This is a genomic window from Pseudomonas sp. R19M, from assembly GCF_050312585.1.
Classification (GTDB): Bacteria; Pseudomonadota; Gammaproteobacteria; order Pseudomonadales; family Pseudomonadaceae; genus Aquipseudomonas; species Aquipseudomonas palleroniana.
Genome location: NZ_JBNPJV010000102.1, coordinates 42,793 through 62,904 on the forward strand (window position 1 = coordinate 42,793; position 20,112 = coordinate 62,904).

19 protein-coding genes and 1 pseudogene are annotated in these 20,112 nt (G+C 58.6%); 8 read left to right on the forward strand and 12 right to left on the reverse strand.

Annotated features, from left to right (window positions below; all coding sequences use genetic code 11):
* Positions 1-23: 23 nt before the first annotated feature.
* From ACQRBT_RS26025 to ACQRBT_RS26050, 6 genes are all read right to left on the reverse strand, one after another.
* Positions 24-3,638: a transporter substrate-binding domain-containing protein gene (locus ACQRBT_RS26025; protein ID WP_412046947.1), complete on the reverse strand. Its 3,615-nt coding sequence runs from the start codon at positions 3,636-3,638 to the stop codon at positions 24-26.
* Between the two features lies 1 nt (position 3,639).
* On the reverse strand, positions 3,640-4,266 hold the full coding sequence (locus ACQRBT_RS26030; RefSeq protein ID WP_060756428.1) for a response regulator transcription factor: 627 nt from the start codon (positions 4,264-4,266) through the stop codon (positions 3,640-3,642).
* A 295-nt stretch (positions 4,267-4,561) separates the two neighbouring features.
* A complete protein-coding gene (locus ACQRBT_RS26035) occupies positions 4,562-5,278 on the reverse strand; it encodes an MgtC/SapB family protein (RefSeq protein WP_198762794.1) in 717 nt (238 codons plus the stop codon).
* A gap of 32 nt (positions 5,279-5,310) precedes the next feature.
* A complete protein-coding gene (locus ACQRBT_RS26040; protein ID WP_275113256.1) occupies positions 5,311-5,439 on the reverse strand; it encodes a hypothetical protein in 129 nt (42 codons plus the stop codon).
* A 324-nt stretch (positions 5,440-5,763) separates the two neighbouring features.
* Positions 5,764-6,363: a GNAT family N-acetyltransferase gene (locus ACQRBT_RS26045; RefSeq protein ID WP_104993267.1), complete on the reverse strand. Its 600-nt coding sequence runs from the start codon at positions 6,361-6,363 to the stop codon at positions 5,764-5,766.
* Positions 6,364-6,375: 12 nt separating this feature from the next.
* Positions 6,376-6,720 carry an FKBP-type peptidyl-prolyl cis-trans isomerase gene (locus tag ACQRBT_RS26050; RefSeq protein ID WP_060756432.1) on the reverse strand — a complete coding sequence of 115 codons (345 nt, stop codon included), beginning with the start codon at positions 6,718-6,720 and terminating at the stop codon, positions 6,376-6,378.
* A gap of 260 nt (positions 6,721-6,980) precedes the next feature.
* Here ACQRBT_RS26050 and ACQRBT_RS26055 point away from each other — a divergent pair, with 260 nt between their 5' ends.
* Positions 6,981-8,942: an FAD-dependent oxidoreductase gene (locus ACQRBT_RS26055; RefSeq protein WP_412046948.1), complete on the forward strand. Its 1,962-nt coding sequence runs from the start codon at positions 6,981-6,983 to the stop codon at positions 8,940-8,942.
* Between the two features lie 52 nt (positions 8,943-8,994).
* Here ACQRBT_RS26055 and ACQRBT_RS26060 read toward each other — a convergent pair whose 3' ends face one another.
* Positions 8,995-9,246: a hypothetical protein gene (locus tag ACQRBT_RS26060; protein ID WP_411984744.1), complete on the reverse strand. Its 252-nt coding sequence runs from the start codon at positions 9,244-9,246 to the stop codon at positions 8,995-8,997.
* Here ACQRBT_RS26060 and ACQRBT_RS26065 point away from each other — a divergent pair.
* Both ACQRBT_RS26065 and ACQRBT_RS26070 read left to right on the forward strand, forming a co-directional pair.
* A complete protein-coding gene (locus ACQRBT_RS26065) occupies positions 9,127-9,933 on the forward strand; it encodes a nitrilase family protein (protein WP_411984740.1) in 807 nt (268 codons plus the stop codon). The genes ACQRBT_RS26060 and ACQRBT_RS26065 overlap by 120 nt on opposite strands.
* 14 nt (positions 9,934-9,947) lie before the next feature.
* Positions 9,948-11,114 carry a hypothetical protein gene (locus ACQRBT_RS26070; protein ID WP_412046949.1) on the forward strand — a complete coding sequence of 389 codons (1,167 nt, stop codon included), beginning with the start codon at positions 9,948-9,950 and terminating at the stop codon, positions 11,112-11,114.
* A gap of 61 nt (positions 11,115-11,175) precedes the next feature.
* Here ACQRBT_RS26070 and ACQRBT_RS26075 read toward each other — a convergent pair.
* Together ACQRBT_RS26075 and ACQRBT_RS26080 are read right to left on the reverse strand one after the other, a co-directional pair.
* Positions 11,176-11,796 (reverse strand): annotated as a pseudogene (locus ACQRBT_RS26075) (hypothetical protein).
* 78 nt (positions 11,797-11,874) lie between these two features.
* On the reverse strand, positions 11,875-12,843 hold the full coding sequence (locus ACQRBT_RS26080) for a hypothetical protein (protein WP_412046950.1): 969 nt from the start codon (positions 12,841-12,843) through the stop codon (positions 11,875-11,877).
* A gap of 175 nt (positions 12,844-13,018) precedes the next feature.
* Here ACQRBT_RS26080 and ACQRBT_RS26085 point away from each other — a divergent pair, with 175 nt between their 5' ends.
* Both ACQRBT_RS26085 and ACQRBT_RS26090 read left to right on the forward strand, forming a co-directional pair.
* The gene (locus ACQRBT_RS26085; protein ID WP_412046951.1) at positions 13,019-14,515 is read left to right on the forward strand and encodes a PAS domain S-box protein; all 1,497 of its coding nucleotides are present in this window, start codon (positions 13,019-13,021) and stop codon (positions 14,513-14,515) included.
* 102 nt (positions 14,516-14,617) lie between these two features.
* A complete protein-coding gene (locus ACQRBT_RS26090; RefSeq protein WP_090372055.1) occupies positions 14,618-14,890 on the forward strand; it encodes a DUF1652 domain-containing protein in 273 nt (90 codons plus the stop codon).
* On the opposite strand, the gene ACQRBT_RS26095 is transcribed toward ACQRBT_RS26090, so the two are convergent.
* The 3 genes from ACQRBT_RS26095 to ACQRBT_RS26105 form a co-directional block, all read right to left on the reverse strand.
* On the reverse strand, positions 14,853-16,046 hold the full coding sequence (locus tag ACQRBT_RS26095; protein ID WP_205345294.1) for an MFS transporter: 1,194 nt from the start codon (positions 16,044-16,046) through the stop codon (positions 14,853-14,855). The genes ACQRBT_RS26090 and ACQRBT_RS26095 overlap by 38 nt on opposite strands.
* 76 nt (positions 16,047-16,122) lie before the next feature.
* Positions 16,123-16,431 carry an RcnB family protein gene (locus ACQRBT_RS26100; protein ID WP_060756441.1) on the reverse strand — a complete coding sequence of 103 codons (309 nt, stop codon included), beginning with the start codon at positions 16,429-16,431 and terminating at the stop codon, positions 16,123-16,125.
* Positions 16,432-16,508: 77 nt separating this feature from the next.
* Positions 16,509-16,877, reverse strand: coding sequence for a DUF4440 domain-containing protein (locus ACQRBT_RS26105; protein ID WP_412046952.1), 369 nt, complete (start codon positions 16,875-16,877; stop codon positions 16,509-16,511).
* Between the two features lie 46 nt (positions 16,878-16,923).
* On the opposite strand from ACQRBT_RS26105, the gene ACQRBT_RS26110 reads away from it, so the two are divergent.
* From ACQRBT_RS26110 to ACQRBT_RS26120, 3 genes are read left to right on the forward strand one after another with little or no spacing between them, the layout of a single operon-like run.
* Positions 16,924-17,481 carry a helix-turn-helix domain-containing protein gene (locus ACQRBT_RS26110; protein ID WP_412046953.1) on the forward strand — a complete coding sequence of 186 codons (558 nt, stop codon included), beginning with the start codon at positions 16,924-16,926 and terminating at the stop codon, positions 17,479-17,481.
* An 11-nt stretch (positions 17,482-17,492) separates the two neighbouring features.
* Entirely contained in the window at positions 17,493-18,839 is a 1,347-nt protein-coding gene (locus tag ACQRBT_RS26115; RefSeq protein ID WP_412046954.1) for a glutamine synthetase family protein, read from the forward strand.
* 28 nt (positions 18,840-18,867) lie between these two features.
* Positions 18,868-19,968, forward strand: coding sequence for a DNA alkylation repair protein (locus ACQRBT_RS26120; RefSeq protein ID WP_412046955.1), 1,101 nt, complete (start codon positions 18,868-18,870; stop codon positions 19,966-19,968).
* The last annotated feature ends 144 nt before the right edge of the window (positions 19,969-20,112 follow it).

Consider the following 20,112-nt stretch of genomic DNA (forward strand, 5'->3'; position numbering starts at 1 on the left):
CACCGAATGGCCATCAACTGCGGTCAAGGCCGCTTGCAATACATGCTCAGGCCACGCTGCAAATCATCGATCGCGTCATCCAGCGCTTCAACCACTGGCCCCAACGCTTCGCGGTCGCGGCGCTCACAGACGGTCGCCAACGCTTCACACCCCTGGATCAGCGTGTGCGCCTTGACCATCCGCGCCCCACCCTTGGCACGATGGGCCAGGTCGTGCAGCCCGGCGAAATCGGCTTTGCGCTGCAGCGTCGACAACAGCGTGCGATCCGCCGCCAGACTGTCGAGCAGTGGCATCAGTAATTCTTCAAGGACATGGGGATCTCCACCCGTCAATGCGGCCAAGGTGCTCAAATCGAACGCGGCCACTTCTGGTTCGCAAAGGCTGGCGGTGAGGGGAGCCAACGCGCTCCGCAGATCCTCGAGCCCCGTGGGCTTGAACAGGCACCCGTCCATGCCGGCCTGCCGGCAGCGCTCGGTCTCTTCGGGTTGCGCGTTGGCGGTGAACCCCAGCAGCAGGCACGGCGTCAGGCCCTGTGCGCGCTCCTGTGCACGAATGTCCTGCGCCAACAGGTAGCCGTTCTTGAGCGGCATATTGCAGTCCGTGATAACCCCGTCGAAGTGCCCGGCCTGCCACTGCGCCAGCCCTTGAATTCCGTCTTCGGCCGTGGTGATTTGATGCCCCAGGAAATTCAACTGCCGGGCCAGCAGCAGGCGATTGGCCGGGTAGTCGTCCACCACCAGAATGCGCAGCGCCCGGGCCGACGGGGTCTGTACGCCCGCCGGCAGCGCCTGGGCCGGCAATGCAGCGGCCCGCGCCAGACTCAACGTCACATCGACTCGAGTGCCCTGCCCCAGCACACTGCTCAGGTGCAACTGCCCCCCCATCATTTCACAGAGGCTGCGGCTGATGACCAGCCCGAGGCCAGACCCGCTGCGGGCCGACTGCTCACTGTTGCCGCCCTGGACAAAAGGGTTGAACAGCCGTTGTTGATCCTGGGCACTGATACCGACGCCCGTGTCCTGCACCCACAACTGCACGCTCAAATACTCGCCTTCATCAAGCACCTGGGCACCCAGCTTGACCTGGCCCTGCGGGGTGAACTTGATCGCGTTGCTCAGCAAATTGGAGATCACCTGTTTGAAGCGCAGCGGGTCGAGCATTACGATGCGCCCCTTCAGCGGGTCCAACTCAACCTGCAGCACCAACTCCTTGACCCGTGCCAGCCCCTCGAACACCCGCACCACCGAGGCCAGCAACTCATGCAGACTGGCCGGCTGCAATGCCAGTGACAAATGCCCCGACTCGATCCGCGCGATATCGAGGATATCGCCGATCAGCTCCAACATGCCGCGCGAAGCCACCGAGGCCACCTCCAGCGCATCACGGTCGGCCCGGCCCTGCTCGGCATTTTTCAGGGCCAGCTCGATCATGCCGATCACCGCGTTCATCGGCGTGCGGATTTCGTGGCTCATCGTCGCCAGAAATGTGGTCTTGGCCCGGTTGGCGGCGTCGGCATCATCCTTGGCCTCCTGCAATTGGCCCAGCAGCCGCTGACGCTCGCTCACATCCAGCCAGCCGGCGATCATGCCCACCACCTTCTCATCACGATCACGGTACGGCAGCATCCACTGGTAGATCGTCAGCACCTCTCCCGTGGGCACCTTGAGTATGCGGTCCTGAATCTGCGGCTCGCCGTCAGCCATCAACCGCAAGTAATCCTCATGGAAGGACCGGGCCTGCGGGGGATTGCCCGTGTCGGTTTCCACCACGGTCTTGCCGATCACGTCTTCGAGCTTGAAGCCAAACACATCCAGATAGGCGCTGTTGCAAGCCATCAAGCGCCCCTGCCGGTCACGCACATAAATCGGGTGCGGCGTACCGTCGATCAAGGCGCGCATGAAGATCATCTGATCACTCAACGCCCGCTCGGCCTGCACCCGCTTGCGGATCAAGCTGCGCAGATAAATGGCCCAGCCCAATGTGACCAGCAGCAACAGTGCCGCCAACCCGAAGCCTTGAATGATCGCGTTGCGGTGACGCAACCAGTAACTGTCCTCGATGATGATGTCGTTGCGCCAACGACCTATCAATTCATCCATTTCCTGAGGTGTGATACTCAGCAACGCCTTATCGAGGATCGAGTACAGCTCCAGCTGACTGCGATTGACGCCAAACGTGACGCGAGCCGGCTCGGAGCCAACCGTGCTGGATACCCGCAATCGGTCGCGGTAGTACCGTGCTATGAGGTAGCGCGCACTGATCAGCGAATTGACCGCGCCGTCCACTCCCCCATTGGCTACCAGCGCCATGGCTTGCTCCGGGTTCTCAACGTCGACAAATTCAACCCCCGGGAAATTCTGGGTGATCGCATCACGCAGGCCATTGCCGGGGATCAGCGCCAGGCGTTTGCCCACCATGTCTTCCAGGGTGAGCGGGCTGCGTTCGTCACTGCGCGTGACCAGCACAAAGGGATTGGTGAGATAGGGCCGACTGAACCGTATCTTCTCGGCACGCTCGACGCTGGGGGTGACCACCGCCAGCATGTCCGCCGCGCCCGTACTGACTTGATCGATCTGCTGCGGCATTGAAGTGCCCGAGACCACATCGAACTTCAAGCCGGTACGCAGGCTGATGCGCGACAACACTTCGGCGCTCAACCCTTCGAATTGCCCGTGCTCATCGAAAAACGACAATGGTACGAATTTGTCGAGCGTCGCGACCTTGACCCGGGGATGTTTCTGCAACCAGCGCTGTTCGCTGGCACTCAGGTGCAAGCGGCCGGTACCGACGATCCCGAGGTTGCCGGCGCTCCAACGACGCAGGATTTCCATCTGCTCGCTCGCCGGAATGACCGCCAGGGCGGTGTCCAGTATGGGCAGCAAACGGGTATTTTCACGGGTGACGGCAAAGGCAAAAGGGTTGACTTCCAGGGCAGAGAAGTCGGCCATGCGCACGTTATTCAGATGGTTGTGGTTGATCAGGTAACTGGTGCTGATGGCATCGCCCAGGTACACATCGGCGTTACCAAACGCCACCGCGCCGAGGGCTTCGACGGTCGAGGGAAACAGCTCCAACCGGGCACGGGGATAGAAGGCCTGCACCGCGGCGGGCTGCATATAGTGATAGAGCATCGCCACGCGTTTGCCGGCCAGGTCGTCACTCAGCGCCTGGCTGTCACCGGTGCGGGTCACCAACGTGGGCTGATCATTGGCATAGGAGCGGGACAGGCGCAACTGCGGGTCGGCCGCTTCATAACCATTGGCTGAGCCGAGGAAATCCACGCTGCCTTGTTTGAGCGCCTCAATGACCTCATCACGGGTATCGTAGCGCCGCACCTCAATGGGCATATTCAGGATCTGCCCGATCAAGGCGGCGTAATCGGCAGTGACCCCTTCAAGTTCGTCGTTGTTATTGGTCAAGTCAAAAGGCGCGTAATCCGGGGCGGACACGCCCATCACCAGGGTTCGCCGCTCGCGCAGCCAGCGCAGTTGAGCTTCATCCAGCACCACACTGGCTTGCTCCACCCGCGAATGCCCCAACAGCCGCAGCGTGCGCGGCTCATCGAGAGCGGCCGCGCACAGAGGCAACAGGCTCACCAGCCAGATCGCGGTAAACCTCAAAAACGTGGCGCGGGTCATTTCAGATCAGATGATTGCGTTGGGCAAACTTGGACAGATGCACCACCGATGACATATGCAACTTCTCTTTGAGTCGAGTCTTGTAGGTACTGACGGTCTTGTGGCTCAGCAACAGGTCTTCGGCGATATCCTTGTTGCCCAGGCCCTGGGCGAGTTTTTGCAGCACCATCAATTCGCGGTCTGACAGTGCCTCCACCATGGCCGCCTCCGTCACTTGCAAATCATCGCGACGCACCGAGCTGGTGGCGATACTGGGGAAGCAACTGTAACCGGACATGATCGCCTTGATCGCCTTTTGCAGTTCGTCCAGTTCACCGGTCTTGGCGACAAACCCCATGGCCCCGGCACGCATGCAGCGGGTGGAAAAAAACACCGCCAGGTACGACGTGAGCACCAGGATCTTGCACGGCAAGCCCAGCGACTTGATCCGGCTGATCACTTCCAGCCCACCCATCTTGGGCATTGCCAGGTCCATGATGATCAGGCTGGGACACTTCTCCCGCGCCAGTTGCATGGCATCCGCACCGTTGCCCGCCTCGTAGATCTCATCGAAACCTTCCAGCTTCAATAGATGCCTGACCGTGGCACGGATAAACGGGTGGTCTTCCGCGATTAACGCTGTGGCCATAAAACTCCCCTAAGTAGACACCCTTTCACATTACGTAGGGCCTCGGCACCTGTGAGAAATGACAGTCCCGACCAACGGTACTGCGCACATTCCAGGCAATCACCAGGCGCTGCCGGCCCCTTCAATTGAAAACACCACGAGCACGCGAAGCCGGACCAAAGGGCCCGTCAGCCGCAAGTGCGCAACCTTAACAACGTAATAACGCCCCATCTGAAAGGATAATCCTAATTGAGTGTAGGACTTTTCCGCGCACAACCCTGCCAATCCTTGGACCCGCCGGGTTTTCATAGGAGGCTCAGTCGGTGGTACTCGGGCTCCAAAAGGCCTGCACCACCAGAGTCGACATGGAAATACGCGCCACCAGCGCATCCAGTTCATCACCATCGACCGATGTCGCGACCAGGGTCGCCTCGATTTCCACTTCTTCGCTGCCGAACGGCCGCACGTCGACGTCACTGGCCGGGTAGTTGCACCGCGCCAACTCGGCTTCCAGCAACACCATCACCGCCTGTTGCTGGCTGCGCCGCGCAATCACATAGAGAATATTGGTGACCTCTGCCGACACCACATCCAACGGCTGGCGGTTGATGTTATTGACGATCGGCCGCAGCAGCGTGTTGGCCGCCAGTATAAACAGGGTGCCCAGCAGCGCTTCGAGAATCAGGTCGGCGCCGGCACAGGCCCCCACCGCCGCCGAGGCCCAGAGGGTAGCGGCGGTGTTGAGCCCACGCACATTGCCCTCTTCCCGCATGATCACGCCCGCCCCCAGAAAACCGATGCCCGACACCACGTACGCAACCACGCGCACCGCGCCTTCCGCACCTCCGAGGCGGTTGGCCATGTCGACGAAAATCGCCGCCCCCACGGCGACCAGCACGTTGGTACGCAGGCCTGCCGTACGCTGACGGTACTGGCGCTCAAAACCGATCAGGCCGCCCAGAATAAACGCCGCGGTGAGGCTGACCACAGTATCCACGAGGGAGTTGAGGTTGATGTTGTTGATTGCTTGCATAAGGATTCTTCCCTGCTCATTACCCGCCAGAATTACGGATGTGGAAACCCTTCACTACCGGGGCACGGCGTGTCGGCATCAACCCCATACCACAGGTGTGGCAACGGGGTGATGTCAAGGATCGAGCAGTACGCAGCGCCCATCATAAAAGGCAGGCGCATGCGTGGCATCCCGGCGTGAGCCAGGTGCTGATCAGCGTCATGAGAGGGATTCGGGCAGGTGCCAGGACTGGCCGCTGCCGGGATGCCGCATCTCGCAATCCAAGGCGAGACAACGGCATCGCAAGAACGCGCGTTATCTTGCCAAGTAGGTGCCGGTTACCGAAACCGGCCGACAACTGTCACTCGAACAAGTACCCACTGAGGGTCTCCGCTATTGATGAAAACGCGCGAAGCTTACGCCCCGTTTGCGCGGGAGTAAACCGTAGGAAAGTATCCGCATGGTGAATGAGACAATTCTTCAGGGTAAGTTCAGGCAGGCGATTTTCAGGGCGCGCCCGGACGATCCCTCGCCACCACCGCCAAGTAATCATCAACCTGCCCATTGGCCAACGCCTTGATCTGTATCGACACCCGGTTCACCCGGCGCCCCATCGCGATGCCCTCCCGGGTACGCACCTGCACATAACCCAGCCTGGGCCAGAAACGCTCGGCCTTGGTATTGCCGATGACTACCGTCAGCCGAAGCCATCGGGCCCCGCGCTTCACCGCCCATGCTTCAAGGTCTTCATGCAAGCGATGAGCGAAACCGGTGCCATGCATACGCTTATCGACCAACAGCAACCCGATATGCCACACACCGGCTGCCAGCAAGTCTGCGGCGATATTCACCACAGCGACCAGTTGGTCATCACTCCCCCGGTAACCCAGCCAGTACATCCGGCTGCAGCTCCAACCTGCGGGCAGACAGTCCTGCAACTCCTCGTGCGCCTCGGTCGGCGTCGCCGGTTCGCCATTCACGGCAATGAAGTAATCCGGCGCCCGCTCAAACAAGCGTTGCAACTGGGCTTCATCGCAACTGCCCAACTCACTTACCCGAACACCCTCGATAGAGCAGTCCGGTATCGCTTGAGCATCAACGTCCATGTCCACCCTCGTTCAATCATCCCGCGTGAGCACTTCCAGCAATTCAATTTCAAAGCGCAGATTGCTGTTGGGCTTGATATGCGCACCTATTGATCGCTCGCCATACGCCAGGTGCGCCGGCACGAACAACGTGCGCACACCCCCCACTTGCATGCCCATCAGGCCCTGGTCCCAGCCCTTGATCACCCGGCCCGTGCCGATCACACACTGGAACGGTTTGCCGCGCTCCCAGGACGAATCGAACACCGTGCCATCCTCCAGGGTGCCGGTGTATTGGGTGGTGATCAACGCGCCCTTGACGACGGCCTTGCCGGTGCCGGGGCGAATGTCGGTGATCTGCAGTTCGTCAGTGCTCATGGGGAATCTCGTTGTCGGCGCAAAGGTTGGGGGTTTTCCCAGAATTGGTGGGGTTTGGCAAGTGGGCGGAACGGCCGGCTCAACGAGCGGCTCGTGACCAGGAAACCTCAAAAAGGGTGCTGGGTCACGTTGGCGGTTTGCGGTTTCCCTACTAAAAAACACGATTTTCCCCAGCCAAAAATCACTCCCTGCTTATTCTCTTGTCCCAGTGACTGAAGACAACCTATGAACAGACAATCATCTGACCAGCGAACCTCACAATGACAATAGGCTCAAGCTTCAACTATCCGGCCGACATCGCCCATAAGCATCATCGAAAAAAGCGCTCTCCCAATGATAAATGGAGAGCCAGATTCCCTAACCCACCAGACTTGTGCTTTGACTATCGCGCACTGGTAGAGCAAAAAAACGGTATCGCACAGGCCACGCAAAACCATCATAAAATCTGCATTGTTGGGGCAGGCATTACAGGCTTAACAACCGCACGAGAACTACATCGGTGCGGCTTCACAAACATTACGCTCATTGAAAAGTCCCAGCGCATCGGCGGCAGGCATCTCACAGTCTTTGGGAGCAACAATAGCAATACCCTCGGCCGCCCGCCTTTTGAAATGGGCGCCATGAGAATGCCTTTTTTCAATACGTCCGATGAGCCCCCAAAAGACGGGCGCTCACTCATGGCTTATTATGCGAGCGTATTTGAATTGGTTCATTCAGACTTCCCTAACCCAGGCAGTCCTGCCGTTCGGTCAACTGGAATATACCTACGAGAAGGGAGCATAGATGGCCACATCGAGCCCACCCTGCTTATATGGAAAAACACCGATGGAAAAACAGCACCACCGGGTGAAACCCTAGGTGCTGTCTTCGCAAAATGGAAGATTTTCGCTGAACGCATGACCCTGCATGTATCGGAGCATTACGGCTGCGAACACTGGGATGATATGTGGGCTTCCATCGTCAAAAAATACGAAGGTATTTCATTTCGCGACCTGGTAAAAATGCCCGCTATTGATAGATGGCAGGCCAGCGATCCAGGCAATTTTGGCGGGCTGGGCATGACCGCACAGGAGTCAGCTGTTTTCTACTCTATTGGAATCGGTGATGGCAGTTGGGGAGCCTTCTATGACGTTTGCTCAATTTACCCCCTACGCACTGCGATATTTGGGTTCAGCAGCCATCTGCAATTGATCCATGGACGCGTAAGCGCAGATGGAACCCCGGTAGCCTCGCCTTATTTGGACGCTACAGAAACTGTGGACTCCAGCGGACTTCACTTTAACAAACCCAAGTACGTAGGATTAGGCGCTCTCGCAGAATCTCTCTTATTCATAAAATCAGACGAGACCCAGGAATCATTGTATGAACACCTGATGAAGAGTTCTTCCGGCTTGCTGACCAGCAGTTCAGTGACAAAACTGAAAAAACTTAAAAATGGTCAAATACGCGTTTACTATGACTGGAACGCCGCACATCCAGATGAGACGGAGAAGAAATTCATCGACGCTGACTCGGTTGTCATGACGCTCCCTTCGTGGCTGATAGAGACACAAATTCTTCTCGAAAACTTCGATCAGACAATGCTCCCATTCGAGATAGTAACGGCCTACAAAGCCGCTCACTGGGAAACCAGTTGCAAAGTGTACGCTCCGCTTAAAAAGTCTTTTCTCTCACATAACAAAACCATTCCCCAAACCATCGTTACCGATAGCTTGGTCCACGATGTCTATACCTACCGCTACAACAAAAACAACACCTACGACTGCATACTGCTCAGCTACACATGGGAAGATGACGCTACAAAACTTTCGATATTCAGCGACAAGGAGCTTGTGAACAAGTGCATAGAGGAACTGGACAGAATCCTTTTAAAATCAAGCAATATAAAACAAAAAATATCACCTTATATCGGCCGCGAACAAGCGGTAGTCCAACGCTGGATGAATAATAAAAACTCACTCGGTTGTGCAAAACTTTATCGTGCGGGCGCCTATTACGAGGCGGTGACCTTGATGAAATACAACAGAGAGTTTTCTTACACATCGGACCTTTATCTCTGCGGTGAATCCTTTTCTGTCGATGCCGGCTGGACTGAACCCTGTTTCAGAGGTGCGATTGATACGGTGATCCACATCTGCAACAAAACCCAAGCGCTTTTTAATGGAGGCTTTAGCATTCAAGACTATCCAGCGTATAAAACGCAACTCAATCAACAGAAATAGACTACTACGCAGTAGGAACCATCCGACTTTCATTTAAACAAGTTGTCACCTCTTATAAACGCCCAACCATTTCCTGGTTGTATAACAATAAGAGGTCATCTTCATGAGCGAACCAATAAGCCCCGCCCGCGTAGCGGTCATCCAGCTTGACCCTCAAGTCGGTATCGACAACCGCGCCAACAACCTGCACCAAAGTCTTGCATTGGCAACCGAAGCCGTGAACGGCGGCGCCAACTTGATCGTACTGCCCGAACTTTCCAATTGTGGGTACTTCTTCAGCAGTCGCCAGGATGCCTTTGATCATGCCGAAACGGTACCGGACGGCGCCAGTGTACGGGCGTGGATTGATTTTGCCTGCAGGCACCAGGTGTATCTGGTTGCGGGCTTGAGCGAAATTGACGACACGCGTTTGTTCAATACAGCCGTCCTGTTAGGGCCCGACGGGTTTATCGGAAAATATCGCAAAGCTCATTTGTGGAACCTTGAAAAGCTCTGGTTTTCCCCCGGAGATACAGGTTTTCCGGTGTTTGAAACGCCCATCGGCCGCATCGGTTTGCTGATCTGCTGGGACATCTGGTTTCCAGAAGTACCGCGCATTCTCAGCCAGCAAGGCGCCGATATCATTTGCAGTCTGAATAATTGGGTTTGGACACCACCGCCATTATTCGACGACGCAGGCAAATGCATGGCCTCGTACCTGACGATGACCGCGGCCCATGTGAACAACGTATTTATCGCGGCTGCCAGCCGCATTGGTGAAGAGCGCGATGCCCGTTATCTCGGTTGCTCGCTGATTGCAGGAACCAATGGCTGGCCTATCGGCGCTGTCGCTTCGCCCAATCGCCAGGAAATCCTGTTCGCAGACATCGATATCACCAGTGCCCGAAGCGCGCCAATCTGGAACAGCCTCAATGACCTGCAACGCGACCGACGCACTGACCTCTACGATCAAATGCTCGGGTATTGCCAACACCCTGCCCTGCCACGCTGATCGGAGGGGCACCCATGGAAACGTTATTTACCAAGGCAACACTCGTCCGATCGAGAGCCGATACCACGGTCTTCATCCTGGGTTTGATAAGCGTATTGCTGGTGTTCTGGGTCACCCTGAGTCATCAAGGGTCTTGGCCGGGCTATGGCGAAATGACCGAAAGCCTGCCCCATCCCGCTGCCTGGCTGCGCTGGATACTCGGGGACATCAGTGAAGTTGCCTTCTACAAGCACGAGCTTGCTTCGCTCGGTTTGCTGGGTGGCGCCTACCTGGCTTGGTGGGCAAGCAAGCGCGGGAAAACCTGGCAAGGTTTTTCCATTTCCTATGGTACTGGGCTATGGCCTTGGCTAGTCACCAGCTCACTGCTGGGGCTACTGCTGAGCAACTTGTTATGGGGGTGGAGCGTCAGTTCCGAGACATGGCAACCGACGTTTGCAGCCTTCGTCTCATTGCCGGCGGCGATGGTGCTGATGTTCGGTGGAGGCTGGAAGGTTACGTTCAATGGTGCGTTATCAGGGGCACTGCTGGTTACGCCGATGTGTCTCTTGATCGTGAACTTTGTATGCACGCCACTGGGCTTACCGGTGGTGATCGGCAATGTGCTGGGCATGGCGACTGGGAGTGTCATCGCGTTCCTGCTTTGCCATCGTCTGCCTGCACTGGTGCGGTCGGACTACATCGCGCCCATCAGACCCATGCCGGCCAAGCCACCCACCTATGGCGTAGTGTGGAGCCTGCGCCGGGTGTTGGCGGACTTCTCTGAAGCCCCCTTTTTCGGAAATGAGCTGGCCAGCCTTGGGCTGCTGGCCGGGGTGCTACTGGCATACGCCCTTAACCCGCTCAGTCCGGCTTATGGGTCGGGCCTGGTGTTGCACATGATCGGCGCGCAGGCCCTGACATCCGCGCTGGGTGTGGTGATCTGGCGGCAACAATGGATCAAACGGGGCTGGTATCCAACCTACGTTCCGCTGGTATCGGTGGTGCCTGCGGCAGTATTGGCACACGGTGGCAGTTGGACGGTGATCGGCTCAAGTGCCTTACTGGGCGCACTGATTGCACCGCCCCTGGCCTGCGCAATGGCTGGGCGAATGCCCCCGCACTTTCATCCGTATATCGGCAATGTAATAGCGATGGCGCTAAGCACGCTGCTGGTGGTGCCGCTGGTGGGCTGGGTAGCCTGAGTCACTGAGGTTTTCCCACGCTGTACATTGAACAGCGTGGGAGCAGACAAACATTTCGACCTCACAACCACCGCCAAAACCGACTCCAGAACCCCCGCCCCAAATCATCCTTGCACCCGGCATATTGCGCCGCATACATCTGCGAGCGTGCCTGCACCTTGCTCGCCACCGGTGGCAGCCAGGCTTTGGCGGCGTAGGTGCGTTGGCGGTAGCCGCCCCATCCTTCGTGGTAGTTCAGGTATTGACCGTAGGCGTCGTATTTGTAGACGCCATTGATGGTGTAGGTCTTGTCCATGTACCAGCCGACAAAGTCGATCGCGTCGTCGAAGTCCTGGCGGCTGGCGCCGCTGCGGCCGGTGCTTTTGCGGTAATCGTTCCACACCTCATCTTTGGCCTGCGCTTAGCCGGCGGCCGTGGAGACGCGGCCCCAGGGGATGATCCAGAGCAGATATTTACGCGGGGCCAAGGCGTCCTGCCGGAAGCCGGACTCCTGGTACATGATGGCGAACGGTACCTGGATCGGCACGCCCCAGCGCTTTTGCGTGACTTTGGCGGCGTCGTACCAGTCGTCCTTTTCGCGGAAGATGCCGCAGATATCATTGGGTGTGCGTGGCGGCGAGGTGCCGCAGGCCGCCAGCAGTGAGGTAAGTAACAACAGTCCGACGGCTTTGCCTGCGCTCAAGGGGCACCTTTGTGTGATACGCGTAAAAAGCCGGCATTTTACGCGTTCAGCGAAGCGGCGTCCTTGCCGCAAACAGCTTTACGCCAAAGGTACGCGACGCGTTGTCAGTGCCAGGCGCCCTACCAGGAAACTCAAGGCAGCACCCAGCAACAGCATCGCCAAGGTGCTCCACGCTGCGCGGGACACTTGCTTGGCCGCCACTTCACCGGCCTCACGAGCCTTCTGCTCGGCCTGTTGCTTGAGCTCATCGACCTTTTGCACGGCTTGTTGATACGCCTGAGCATAATTGTCGACGATCTGGGTGGCCTCAGCCTTGCTCTTGCCGGTACGGGCCGCGACGATGTTGATAAGCGCGTCTTTATCCGCGGCATTCAAGGCAGGCTCGCCGGAGGCTTTGACCCGATCGAACCACTGCTTCAACGCATCGCCGGCCTGGGTCGGGTCCGTAGCGGCAGCCGTCGCCGATTGCTTGCCGTCGGCCGTCGCCTGATCGGCTTTCTGCTCAACGTTGGCAGGGTCCAGTTCAGGTTTACCGCTTTGCTTGAGCAAAGTGTCGAGCTGACTTTGCAGGCTGTTCCAATCCAGGTGGATGCCCTGCTCGTCCAACTGCTGCTTGACGCTGTCGCTGATACCCGGCGCCACAGCGGCGATGCCACTGCCGACAGCGGACAGGCCCTTGCCCACCACATTGCCCGCCGTACCCACAACGCCGGAGGCCAATGCCGCCAACAGCCAAGTGGTGAACAAGGTGGTCAAGGTCCAGGTGAGTACGCCGTGCAAGCCCCCGCGATCCGGTGCGGTACGCCCCGCCACAAACGCGCCAGCGGCAATTGCCAGCAGCGTGGAGACAAACAACCAGATACCTGCGCCCGTACCAAAACCCCGCAACGGGTTACCCGCCTCCATCGGGTCGATGGCACTGGCGCCGATGGCGGTGCCCAACACACTGAGCACCAGGTAAGTCACCAGGGCAATTGCACTACCGGCCAGCACAGAGCTCCAGGACACGCGAAATGCAGAACGATGGGTTTCATAGACAGTGGTCATGTTCGATCCTTTGACAGTGATTGACCGTTTCAGTCTGGCGAGCGCGCTGTCCGGCGTCCTCGTTCAAATGCACCATGCCACCTGGTGCATTCGCACCCCCGCACGGGGAATTGCTCTGCACTATCCTGATGCCCGGATGTCGTACTTCCATGCGCCCAAAACCCAAGGAGATTCTATGACCCGGGACGTTCTTGCCAAAGAAACCAACCGTCGCCAACTGCAGCAGATCATTTCCGGGTTGTCCGACGGTGTGATTCTGGCCGAAGTCGACCAGACCATTCTCTGGGCCAACGAAGCCGCACTGCGCATGCACGGTGTGGAGTCAGTCGTAGCATTGGGCGCCAACACGCAGGAGTACGCGCAGCGCTTCGCCCTGCGTTATCGCAACAACCACCCGGTGCAACTGGAAAACTACCCCCTCGCTCGTGCAGCGGCGGGCGAAGAGTTCAGCGATGTGATGGTCGAAGTCACCCCCTGCGCAGAGGAGGACAAAACCTGGGTACACCGCCTGCGCAGCCTGGTCATCACCGACTCACACGATGAACCCGAACTGCTGGTGCTGATCCTCAGCGACGCCACCGAATGGGCCAGCGCCGAGCAGCGCTTCGAAAAAACCTTCAATGCCAACCCGGCACCGGCGGTGATCTGCCGCTTGAGCGACCTGCGCTACATCAAGGTCAACCAGGGCTTTTTGGAGATGACCGGCTACAACCGCGATCAGGTCATCGGCAAATCCGTCTATGAACTGGACGTACTGGAGCAGGCCGAGCGCAAGGACCTGGCCATCCAGCGTCTGGGTGAAGGCTCGACCATCCCGCAGATGCAGGCCGAACTGCGGCTGCCTGAAGGGGGTAGCAAACTGGTGATCGTCGCCGGCCAGCCGCTGGACATGAACGAAGAAGACTGCATGCTCTTTTCGTTCATGGACCTGGAGCCACGACGCAAGGCGGAAATTGCCTTGCGCCAGAGTGAAGAGCGCTTCGCCAAGTCGTTCCGACTGACGCCCGTACCCACCCTGATGTGCAGCGCGGACAACCGCCAGGTCGTGGATATCAATGAAGCCTTCATGGGTATCACCGGCTATACCAGTGAGGAATTGATTGGCAAAGCCATTGAGGAAATCGACTTTATCGACAACCCTCAGGCGAGTGAGCAACTGTTTGCCAACCTGGAAAAAGCCGGTCGGCTGGAAGGCCAGGACATCAAGGTGCGCAAGAAAGGCAATGAAGTGATCGACTGCGTGGCCTCCGCCGACACCGTGATCATCCAGGACGTGCCCTGCTACCTGCTGGTACTGATGAACATCACCGAACGCAAGCGCACCGAGCTTGAACTGGTCGCGGCGATCGAGGAAGTGATGCAAGACGCGTCCTGGTTCAGCCAAACCCTGATCGAAAAACTTGCGAACGCCAAGAGCGTCAAGAGCCCCAATTCGCCGAACGTGGCCTTTACCGACCTCACCGCTCGAGAGCGCGATGTGCTGGGTTTGATTTGCGAGGGGCTGGCCGACAAGGAGATCGCCTCACGCCTGAAACTGGCGCCCAATACCGTGCGTAACCATGTCGCCACGGTGTATTCCAAACTGGGGGTGCACAGCCGCAGTGGAGCCATCGTCTGGGCCCGTGAACGCGGGCTGTTCGCCGGTGAGTTGCGCCTGAAAAACAAACCATGAAAGTGCAAATGCACTAGTGCGACTAGTGCGAACTCACCTTATTGCGGCCCAGGCTAAGCCATAACCTTCAAGGCATCGTATTGATGCCATGAAGGAACCCGCATGTTTACCGTCTCTCAATTGCGAAACTGCATCGAAGAAGGCCTGTCGCCACTGACCTGCGAATTCACCCTGTGCCGGGACGCATCCCTGACTCTCAAGGTCTTCGACGCCGCAACGGGCCGGGTCGACCTGGTGGTCACCGGGATCAGCACCAACCGACTGCAGACCCCGCAAGAAGTCGCCAAGATGGTCGAAGAGCTGCGCTACGAGCTGGAAAGCAACAACGTGGGCAAGCTTACGCTGGATGATTTGCCTTCAACGACGCCCCAATGAAATAGAACACTCCACCGCCGACAATGAACGCCCCCAGCATGTAGAACAGGGTTTGGGCCGGCAGGTTGGCCAATACCAGCCCGCACAACACCGGCCCCAGCGCGGCGCCCAGGTTGGACAGGTTCTGCGCCCCGTAATACATGCCACGCAAGTGGTCCGGGGCGATCCGGTCGATAAACATGTACTCGGCCGGGAACACGATGATTTCCCCCACGGTAAATACCGCCATCGCCACTACCCACCACACCACGCTGGTGGCCAGCGCAAAGCCGATCAAGCCCAACATGAACATGCCCAAGCCGGCGACCAGCCACTGGCCCAGGTAGCGGTGCGAGATGCGCCGGCCGATCACGTACTGCAAGGCGATAACCCCCACGGCATTGGTGGTGAGCACGGCGCTGATCACGGTGTAGGTGTATTGCGCCGTCGTGGTGGTGACCAGGTACTGCGACAGCCAGGCGGTGAATTGGCCGAACACAACGGCGCTGAGTACGCCGCCCAGGGTAAAGCACACCAGGCGATGATCTCGCAGCAGCACACGGCCTACGGCCATGAACGGCACGGGTTTTTGCGTGGCATCGACGCTGGTCAGCGTGCGATCGCCCCAGCGCCAGTACAGCAGGAAAAACCCGACGCCCAACAGCGCCGACAGCAGAAACGGCAGGCTGATATCCAGCTTGGCCACCACCGCCCCGAACGCCGGCCCGATCGCATAACCGATATTGGTCAGGGTGTACTTGATGGAAAACACTTCACTGCGCGCGTCTTCCGGCAACAGGCTGGCGAAGCCGGCTTTGACCGCAATATCGATCACGGCGTAGGCCAGGTTGATCAGGATCAGGCAGCTGTAGAACGCCCAGATATTCCCCGCGAGCACCGTGCCGATAAAGCCCAGTACAAACAGCGCGCTCAAGCCGAGCAGCAGGCGATAACTGTTGATGCGGTCGACCAGAAAGCCGCCGTAGACACTGAGCAGCGAGCCGACAATCAACGAACTGCCGATCACCAGGCCAACCTGTGAGATATCGAGGCCAAAGCGGCTGGTGAGGTAAATGACCAGGTAGGGAAAGGTGATTGCCTTGGCCAACGTCAGCATCAATGTGGCGGACAGCAACAGGTTAACCGTGCGGGGGTAGTTTCTTATTGTGGCAAGCATCCTGCTCTCTTTCTTTGAAGGTAACGCGGTCCGTCGGGCCGGTTACCTTAACGCAAGAGCAGGGTGTTACGGGAGGTCATTTTTTAACGGGCGTGATCTCGAGAATGGTGCCGTTGGTGGTCTTGAGCAACACGAATTTATCGCCGACCCGCGCCCACTGGCTGTCGGCTTCAGGCTGCTTGAGACCGTGTTTTTTCCAGTTGCTGATCGCCGATTCCTTGCGCATCAGGATATCCGGGGCACGGTCGCCTTCCTTCAAGTCACGGGCGTTGATGCTTGAAGGTTGCACGGTTTCCTGCGGAGTATCATTGGCTTGCACGACGAAGCTGGCAGTGGACAGGCCGGCGGTGAGCAGCAGGCAGGCAACGAGGGCTTTGGACTTCATGGGTACTCCTTCAATGAATGATGCGTACCCAGGTTACGACCGCCTACCGGTCTGAACATTCAACCGGCAATCGGCGATTATAGGTCCGCAGCGTGTGTGCCCTGATGAAACACCATCCGCCACTGCCCTTCCTCCTCCCGCCACACCGAACTGCGTAGCGAATCGCCCACGCCCTCCCGGTGGCAGCGATAGGTCACCAGCGCAACGCCCTTGCTCAGCAGGTTGAGCGCAAACTCAGTCATCCGGCGTTCGCAAAACACTTCATCCTGCAACCCGGCAATCACCTGAGCCTTGCTACCCCACACATGGCCGCTGGCACCAAATTCAACGAAATCATCCGCCAGCAACTGCGACAGCCGCGCCGCATTCAAACGGGTGGTACCGCCTTGCAGCTCCCGCTCCAACTGGAACAAAAGCGCTTCCAACGTCGCTCCCATTGCTCGCATGAAATAAATCCTGTAATTTTTCATGAAATTATTCGACATAAATTTCATGAACCAACAAGAAGAACTTGCCGCCCTGGCCACCCTCATCCACGACCTGCGCAAGCACAAGAAACTTACCCTGGCCCAACTTGCGCAAAAAATCGAGCGTTCGGTGGGTTTTCTGTCCCAGGTCGAACGTGGCCTGTCGCGACCGACCGTGGCTGACCTGACCGCCATCAGCCACGCCCTCGACGTGCCCACCACTTACTTCTACAGCCTGCCCAAACCCAAGGCGGTGGATTGGGTCACCCGGCCCAACGAGCGGCGCACGGTGTATTACGCCAATGGCATCACCGACATTCTGGTTTCGCCCAGCATGAACGGCGCCTTCTCGATGCTCGACAGCCTGCTGGCACCCGGTGCCAACAGCGGCGAACAAACCATGAGCGACCGCGCCGAACAGGCCGGCTTCGTGCTGGAGGGTGAATTGACGCTGTGGGTGGAGGGCGAAGCCGAGTCGGTCACCCTGGGCCCCGGCGACAGCTTCCACCTGGCCAGTTTCGCCCACTGTCGCTACGCCAACCTGACCGATCTGCCCGCCCGCGTACTGTGGGTTTACAACTAGGAGCTGCACCCGTGAAAAGCCATTGCTCGACGTTGCTGGCCGAAGTCCGGACCTTTCGCCAGAACCACCCCGACGTACGTTATGTCGACCTGATCGCCCTGGATATTCCCGGGCACTTCTACGGCAAACGCTACCCCGTGGAGATGCTGGAAAAGGTCGCCGCAGGCAGCCCCTTGAAGCTGCCGCAAAACGCCGTGCTGCTGGGGGTTCAGGGTGGGTTGTTCAAGATTGGTGATTACTGCTTCAACGACGGTGACCCGGATGCCAACCGCCGCCTGGTGCCGGGTACGCTCAAACCCGTGACCTGGGAAAAACAGCCACTGGGCCAAATGCTGATCACCTCCGACGGCACCGAAGCGCCCATCGAATTCGAACCCCGTGAAGTGCTGGCCAAGGTGCTGGAACGCCTGCAACACAAGGGCATCCACCCGGTAGTGGCGTTCGAACTGGAGTTCTATCTGTTCGACAAGCAACTCGACAACGGCCTGCCGCAATTTGCCCGCGACGCGCTGAGCGACGACGCCGATGACCAGCCCAACCTGCATATCGAACGCCTGTCGCGCTTCAGCGAGGTACTGGACGACATGGCACAGACCGCCAAGGACCAAGGCATCGACATCACAGTGATCACCGCCGAGCTCGGCCCCGGCCAGTTCGAGATCAACTTCGGCCATCTGGACGACGGCCTGCGCGCCGCCGACTGGGCCGCCCTGTTCTGCCGCAGCACCCGTGGCGTGGCGCTCAAGCACGGTTACCGCGCCAGTTTCATGGCCAAGCCCTATCTGCAATATCCCGGCAGTGGCATGCACGTCCATGTGAGCCTGTATGACGCGGCGGGCAACAACCTGCTGGCAGCGCACCAGCAACAACCGCTGCGCCATGCCGTGGCCGGTTGCCTGGAGTTGTTGCCGCACTGCATGCCGATTTTCTCGCCCAACCACAACGCCTTCCGCCGCCTGGGCGGTACGGTCAACGCGGCGACCCGCGCCAGTTGGGGTTTTGAGGACCGTGACGCCTGTGTGCGCATCCCCGAGTCCGACCCACGCAACCTGCGCATCGAGCACCGCCTGGCCAGTGCCGATGCCAACCCGTATCTGGTGCTGGCCGCCATCCTCGCCGGTTTGGAGCATGGCCTTGAAGCCAAACGCGACCCCATCGCACCGCTGAATGAAGACCGCACCAGCGGCGCCGACTTCCCCCTGGAAATGCTCGACGCCGTGCGTGCCATGCAGCACCAACCGGTATTGCGCGATAAGCTGGGCGGCGAATTCGTCGACGTGTATTGCGAAAACAAACGCCAGGATCATTTGGCCTTCCACCAAGAGATCGCGGCACGGGAATACCGCTGGTTTCTCTGAACCGCCCCTACCCTGCATGGACTCACCGATGACCGAACAAAGCGCCCCGGCCCTCAAGGAAATCTTCAACCTCGAACGCCTGCAACACATCGCCACCGAGATGACGGCGGTGTACCCGGATTTCGACGCCAAGGGCTTCCTCAAGCGCGCCAAGGCGGGGCTTGCCGAGTTGTCGGTGATGCAGCGCATGGCGCGGGTCAGTGAAAGCCTGCATGCGGTCATCCCACTGGATTACCCGCACACCCTCAAGCTGCTTTATGCGCTGGCCCCGCGCCTGAACAGCGGGTTCGTCAGCCTGTTCCTGCCGCACTACGTGGCCAGTTACGGGCGTGACGACTTCGAGCGCTCCATGGCAGCGCTAAAATACTTCACCACTTTTGGTTCGGCCGAATTCGCTATCCGCCAGTTCCTGCTGGACGACTTCGAACGCACCCTGGCGGTGATGCGAACCTGGTCGCTGGATGCCAATGAACACGTGCGTCGCCTCGCCAGCGAAGGTTCGCGCCCTCGCCTGCCCTGGTCCTTTCGCCTGGGTCAAGTACAAGCCAACCCCGAGCTGTGCGCGGTGATCCTCGACAACCTCAAGGCCGACAGCAGCCTGTACGTGCGCAAATCGGTGGCCAACCACCTCAACGACATCACCAAGGACCACCCGGACTGGGTGCTCACCCTGATCGAAGGCTGGTCCCTGGATAACCCGCACACCGCCTGGATCGCCCGTCACGCACTGCGCAGCCTGATCAAGCAAGGTAACAGCCGCGCGCTGACGATCATGGGCGCGGGCGCCAAAGCCGAGGTGAAGATTCATCACCTTTGCGTCACACCGGCCGTGATCCGCCTGGGTGAACACATCAACCTGTCTTTCAGCCTGGAATCCACCGCCGCCGCTGCGCAAAAGCTGGTGGTGGACTACGCCATCGATTACGTCAAAAGCGCCGGTCACAGCGCGGCCAAGGTGTTCAAGCTCAAGGCATTTACCCTCGGCGCAGGCGAGCATCACAACATCCGTCGTGAACAACATATCCGCGAGCTGACCACGCGCAAGCACTACCCCGGCAAACACGCGGTACATGTCTTGATCAATGGCGAAAAGCTTGCGAGCGCCGAATTCGAACTGCTGAAACCCTGACATAAATCATAGAAAAGGCTCTATCTCGGGCCTTACAGCCAATATATTGTCGAACAATCCTGGCCTTTATTGTTGCGATCTATTATCATTCGCCGCCTTCTCACTACCCATTGGGTAGTTGTTTCAATGTGTCACCCGAGGCGC

Coding starts and splice junctions, on each gene's coding strand:
- ACQRBT_RS26105 (WP_412046952.1), bottom strand. CDS start 16,877: ATGCGAGCAATGGGAGCGACGTTGGAAGCGCTTTTGTTCCAGTTGGAG.
- ACQRBT_RS26095 (WP_205345294.1), bottom strand. CDS start 16,046: ATGCTTGCCACAATAAGAAACTACCCCCGCACGGTTAACCTGTTGCTG.
- ACQRBT_RS26085 (WP_412046951.1), top strand. CDS start 13,019: ATGACCCGGGACGTTCTTGCCAAAGAAACCAACCGTCGCCAACTGCAG.
- ACQRBT_RS26040 (WP_275113256.1), bottom strand. CDS start 5,439: ATGCGCCTGCCTTTTATGATGGGCGCTGCGTACTGCTCGATCCTTGAC.
- ACQRBT_RS26060 (WP_411984744.1), bottom strand. CDS start 9,246: ATGATCAAAGGCATCCTGGCGACTGCTGAAGAAGTACCCACAATTGGA.
- ACQRBT_RS26070 (WP_412046949.1), top strand. CDS start 9,948: ATGGAAACGTTATTTACCAAGGCAACACTCGTCCGATCGAGAGCCGAT.
- ACQRBT_RS26110 (WP_412046953.1), top strand. CDS start 16,924: ATGAACCAACAAGAAGAACTTGCCGCCCTGGCCACCCTCATCCACGAC.
- ACQRBT_RS26080 (WP_412046950.1), bottom strand. CDS start 12,843: ATGACCACTGTCTATGAAACCCATCGTTCTGCATTTCGCGTGTCCTGG.
- ACQRBT_RS26035 (WP_198762794.1), bottom strand. CDS start 5,278: ATGCAAGCAATCAACAACATCAACCTCAACTCCCTCGTGGATACTGTG.
- ACQRBT_RS26045 (WP_104993267.1), bottom strand. CDS start 6,363: ATGGACGTTGATGCTCAAGCGATACCGGACTGCTCTATCGAGGGTGTT.
- ACQRBT_RS26025 (WP_412046947.1), bottom strand. CDS start 3,638: ATGACCCGCGCCACGTTTTTGAGGTTTACCGCGATCTGGCTGGTGAGC.
- ACQRBT_RS26090 (WP_090372055.1), top strand. CDS start 14,618: ATGTTTACCGTCTCTCAATTGCGAAACTGCATCGAAGAAGGCCTGTCG.
- ACQRBT_RS26120 (WP_412046955.1), top strand. CDS start 18,868: ATGACCGAACAAAGCGCCCCGGCCCTCAAGGAAATCTTCAACCTCGAA.
- ACQRBT_RS26055 (WP_412046948.1), top strand. CDS start 6,981: ATGACAATAGGCTCAAGCTTCAACTATCCGGCCGACATCGCCCATAAG.
- ACQRBT_RS26030 (WP_060756428.1), bottom strand. CDS start 4,266: ATGGCCACAGCGTTAATCGCGGAAGACCACCCGTTTATCCGTGCCACG.
- ACQRBT_RS26050 (WP_060756432.1), bottom strand. CDS start 6,720: ATGAGCACTGACGAACTGCAGATCACCGACATTCGCCCCGGCACCGGC.
- ACQRBT_RS26100 (WP_060756441.1), bottom strand. CDS start 16,431: ATGAAGTCCAAAGCCCTCGTTGCCTGCCTGCTGCTCACCGCCGGCCTG.